Origin of the sequence: Pseudomonas sp. (assembly GCF_049590575.1) — a bacterium.
Lineage (GTDB): Bacteria > Pseudomonadota > Gammaproteobacteria > Pseudomonadales > Pseudomonadaceae > Aquipseudomonas.
In genome coordinates this window covers 1-4370 of the sequence record NZ_JBAWDE010000013.1, presented here as the reverse complement: position 1 = coordinate 4370, position 4370 = coordinate 1, and the positions used below count along the sequence as shown (strand labels likewise).

The 4370-nt window shown below is 59.6% G+C and carries 4 protein-coding genes; all 4 read right to left on the bottom strand.

Annotation, left to right across the window (positions count from 1 at the left end):
* Positions 1-71: 71 nt before the first annotated feature.
* The 4 genes from WBR57_RS00950 to WBR57_RS00935 all read right to left on the bottom strand — a co-directional run bounded on the left by WBR57_RS00950 (position 72) and on the right by WBR57_RS00935 (position 4175).
* The gene (locus WBR57_RS00950) at positions 72-956 is read right to left on the bottom strand and encodes an ABC transporter permease subunit (RefSeq protein ID WP_424081278.1); all 885 of its coding nucleotides are present in this window, start codon (positions 954-956) and stop codon (positions 72-74) included.
* A complete protein-coding gene (locus WBR57_RS00945) occupies positions 953-1873 on the bottom strand; it encodes an ABC transporter permease subunit (RefSeq protein ID WP_268935564.1) in 921 nt (306 codons plus the stop codon). The genes WBR57_RS00950 and WBR57_RS00945 overlap by 4 nt, the downstream gene beginning before the upstream one ends.
* Entirely contained in the window at positions 1870-3012 is a 1143-nt protein-coding gene (locus WBR57_RS00940) for an ABC transporter ATP-binding protein (RefSeq protein ID WP_034116305.1), read from the bottom strand. Before WBR57_RS00940 ends, WBR57_RS00945 begins: the two co-directional genes overlap by 4 nt.
* 68 nt (positions 3013-3080) lie before the next feature.
* Complete coding sequence (locus WBR57_RS00935) at positions 3081-4175, bottom strand: polyamine ABC transporter substrate-binding protein (RefSeq protein ID WP_424081274.1); 1095 nt, start codon at positions 4173-4175, stop codon at positions 3081-3083.
* Positions 4176-4370: the final 195 nt, after the last annotated feature.

The following is a 4370-nucleotide window of genomic DNA, read 5'->3' as shown; positions in this document are numbered from 1 at the left end:
TCACTGCATCTATTGACTGACCCACTGCCATCGGGGGCAAGCCCCCTCCCACATTTGGACCGCACAGGTCTTTAGACCGGCGCAGGCGCGCGGCGCTTGTCCGGCTGTTTCCAGCCATCCGCCGCGGCTTCTTCGATGGCTTGCTGAATGGCTTTCTTGCGGTGTTCTTCGGCACGCCGGCTGAAGAACCACACCAGGAAGGTCACCAGCGACACGGCCAGCAGAATCAGACTGGCCACGGCGTTGATCTCGGGTTTAACCCCAAGGCGTACCGCCGAGAACACTTCCATCGGCAAGGTGGTCGAGCCCGGGCCGGACACGAAGCTGGCCAGTACCAGGTCATCCAGCGACAGCGCGAACGACATCATGCCGCCCGCCGCCAACGACGGCGCGATCATCGGGATGGTGATCAGGAAGAACACCTTCCACGGCCGCGCGCCCAGGTCCATCGCCGCTTCTTCGATCGACAGGTCCAGCTCGCGCAGGCGCGCCGATACCACCACCGCCACATACGCGGCGCAGAAGGTGGTGTGGGCGATCCAGATAGTCACGATGCCACGTTCCTGCGGCCAGCCGATCATCTGCGCCATGGCCACAAACAGCAGCAACAGCGACAGACCGGTGATCACTTCGGGCATGACCAGCGGCGCCGTCACCAGACCGCCGAACAGCGTGCGGCCCTTGAAGTTGCTGATGCGCGTCAGCACGAACGCCGCCAAGGTACCCAGGGCCACGGCGGCGACCGCCGTGTAGCAGGCAATTTCCAGGGAGCGCATCACCGAGCCCATCAGCTGGGTGTTGTCGAGCAGGCCGACGTACCACTTGATCGACCAACCGCCCCACACCGTCACCAGCTTGGATTCGTTGAACGAGTAGATCACCAGGATCAGCATTGGCAGGTAGATAAACAACAACCCCGCCACCAGCATGAAGCTTGAGAAACTGAAGCGCTTCATATTTTGCCCTCCATCTCTTTGGCTTGGCTGCGGTTGAACAGGATGATCGGCACGATCAGGATCGCCAGCATCACCACCGCCAGGGCAGACGCCACCGGCCAGTCACGGTTGTTGAAGAATTCTTGCCACAACACTTTACCGATCATCAGGGTTTCCGGGCCGCCGAGCAGTTCCGGAATCACGAACTCGCCCACCACCGGGATAAACACCAGCATGCAGCCGGCGATGATGCCGTTCTTGGACAGCGGCACGGTGATCTTCCAGAAGCTGTTGAAGGTGCTCGAGCCCAGGTCGGACGCGGCTTCCAGCAGGCTCTGGTCATGTTTCACCAAGTTGGCGTACAGCGGCAGGATCATGAACGGCAGGTACGAATAGACCACGCCGATGTACACCGCGATGTTGGTGTTGAGGATCTGCAACGGTTCGTTGATCAGCCCGATGGACATCAGGAAGCCATTGAGCAGGCCGTTGTTGCTGAGAATGCCCATCCACGCGTACACACGGATCAGGATCGCGGTCCAGGTCGGCATCATGATCAGCAGCACCAGCACGGTCTGCAGCTCTTTGCGCGCGCTGGCAATCGCATAAGCCATCGGGTAGCCGATCAGCAAGCACAGCAGCGTGCTGAAAAACGCCATCTTCAGCGAGCCCAGGTACGCGGCGATGTAGAGCTCATCGTCGCCGAGCATCGCGTAGTTGCCCAGGTTGAGCACCAGCTGCAGCTTCTGCTCAACGAAGGTGTAGATCTCGGTGTAGGGCGGGATCGCCACGTCGGCTTCGGCAAAGCTGATCTTCAAGACGATGAAGAACGGCAGCGCGAAGAACAGGAACAGCCACAGGAACGGAATCCCGATAACCACCTGCTTGCCATTGGGGATGATGCGGTGCAAGCGCCGCTTGAACTTCTTCATGTTCATGAGCGAAGTACCACGCCGCTGTCGTCTTCCCACCAGACGTAGACCTGGTCGCCCCAGGTCGGCCGCTGGCCGCGGCGTTCGGCGTTGGCCACGAAGGATTGCACCAGCTTGCCGCTTGGCAGCTCCACGTAGAACACCGAGTGGCCGCCCAGGTAGGCGATGTCGTGCACCTTGCCGCTGGACCAGTTGTGCTCGCAGGTCGGCATTTCGGTGGTCACCAGCAGTTTTTCCGGGCGGATCGCGTAGGTCACCGACTTGTCTTCCACCGACGTCGCGATGCCATAGCCCACGTAGATATCGCGGTCGAGGTCGGCGCACTTGAGCACCGCGTGGCCTTCGGCGTCGTCCACCACCTGGGTGTCGAAGATGTTGACGTTGCCGATGAACTCGCACACCAGGCGGCTGGTCGGCGTCTCGTAGATGTCGATCGGGCTGCCGATCTGCGCGATCCAGCCCAGGTGCATGATCGCGATGCGCTCGGCCATGGTCATGGCCTCTTCCTGGTCGTGGGTCACCATCACGCAGGTCACGCCGACACGCTCGATGATTTCCACCAGTTCGAGTTGCATCTGCGAACGAAGCTTCTTGTCGAGGGCGCCCATCGGCTCATCGAGCAGCAACAATTTCGGACGCTTGGCCAGGGAACGCGCCAACGCCACACGCTGGCGCTGGCCACCGGACAACTGGTGCGGCTTGCGCTTGGCGTACTGGCTCATCTGCACCAGCTTGAGCATCTCAGCCACGCGGGCGTCGACCTCGGCCTTGGGGATCTTGTCCTGCTGCAGGCCGAACGCGATGTTCTGCGCCACGGTCATGTGCGGGAACAAGGCGTAGGACTGGAACATCATGTTGATCGGCCGCTCGTAGGGCGGCATGTCGGTGATATCCACACCGTCGAGGTAAATGCGGCCTTCGGTCGGGCGCTCAAAGCCTGCGAGCATACGCAGCAAGGTGGACTTGCCCGAACCCGAACCGCCGAGCAAGGCGAAGATCTCGCCTTTCTTGATTTCCAGGGACACGTCGTCCACGGCAATCGTCTCGTCGAACTTCTTCGTGACCCGGTCGATTTTGACCAGCACCTTTTTCGGTGTCTGGTCGCCCTCGAGGGCTTTCTTATAGGCGCCGGAGGCAACTGCCATTTACGAAACTCCCAGAAAAAAAAGAGTGCAGCTGGCCCAATACGGGCCAGCCTTGGATAGTTTGAGCCTTACTTGCCCGTCTTGACCTTGGTCCAGCTACGGGTCATTAAACGCTGCACTTTCGGGGGTAGCTCGAAGTTGACGAATGTCCGGTCGAGAACCGCCTGCGGTGGGTAAACCGCTTCGTCGGTGCGTATCGATTGCTCCATCAGCGTGTCCGACCCGGGGTTAGGGTTGGCGTAACCGACGTAATCACTGACCTGGGCGATCACCTCAGGTTGCAGCAAATAGTTGATAAAGGCGTGGGCCTCTTTGACGTTGGTCGCATCCTTGGGAATCGCCAGCACGTCAAACCACAGGTTGCCGCCTTCTTTGGGAATCGTGTAGGCGATGTTCACGCCTTTGCCAGCCTCGGCCGCGCGCGCCTTGGCCTGGAACACATCCCCGGAGAACCCGGCGGCCACGCAGATATTGCCGTTGGCCAGGTCGGAGATGTATTTGGAGGAATGGAAATAGGTCACGTAGGGCCGCACTTTCAGCAGCTTTTCTTCAGCTTTTTTGTAGTCTTCTGGGTTGGTGCTGTTGGGGTTCAGGCCCATGTAGTTGAGCACCGCCGGCAGCATCTCATCGGCCGAATCCATAAAGGACACGCCGCAGCTCGCCAGCTTCTTCATGTTTTCCGGCTCGAACAGGACGGCCCAGGAATCGATATGGTCGACGCCGAGCACTTCCTTGACCTTATCGACGTTGTAACCGATACCGTTGGTGCCCCACAGGTACGGCACGGCGTATTGGTTGCCGGGGTCGTTCTTTTCCAGGCGCTTGAGCAACGCCGGGTCGAGGTTGGCGTAGTGTGTCAGCAACGACTTGTCGAGTTTCTGAAACGCCCCGGCCTTGATCTGCTTGCCGAGGAAGTGGTTGGACGGCACCACCACGTCGTAACCGGTACGCCCGGCGAGCAACTTGCCTTCCAGGGTTTCGTTGGAATCAAACACGTCGTACACCGGCTTGATGCCGCTGACCTTTTCGAAGTTGGCCAGGGTGTCGGGGCCGATGTAGTCAGACCAGTTATAAATATGCACAGTCGGTGCGGCCTGCACGCTGACAGCCAGCGTGATACCTGCACCCACCAGCAAGGCTTTGCAAAATAAAGAAATTGGCAAGTGGAGGTCCTCTTAAATAGTTGGGCCCGAAGTTGTTGCCCGGCAACAAAACCGGCGCGCAACTTACCCTCGATAAACCGATCCGGCAAAACTTTCTGTCATTTAATTTGTGGGAGGGGGCTTGCCCCCGATGGCGGTGTGTCAGCTTGCACATGTGTTTCTGATACAACGCCATCGGGGGCAAGCCCCCTCCCA

What these genes read in the sequence shown, in the direction of transcription:
- WBR57_RS00950 (WP_424081278.1), bottom strand. Translation starts at nt 956, where the DNA reads ATGAAGCGCTTCAGTTTCTCAAGCTTCATGCTGGTGGCGGGGTTGTTG.
- WBR57_RS00945 (WP_268935564.1), bottom strand. Translation starts at nt 1,873, where the DNA reads ATGAACATGAAGAAGTTCAAGCGGCGCTTGCACCGCATCATCCCCAAT.
- WBR57_RS00940 (WP_034116305.1), bottom strand. Translation starts at nt 3,012, where the DNA reads ATGGCAGTTGCCTCCGGCGCCTATAAGAAAGCCCTCGAGGGCGACCAG.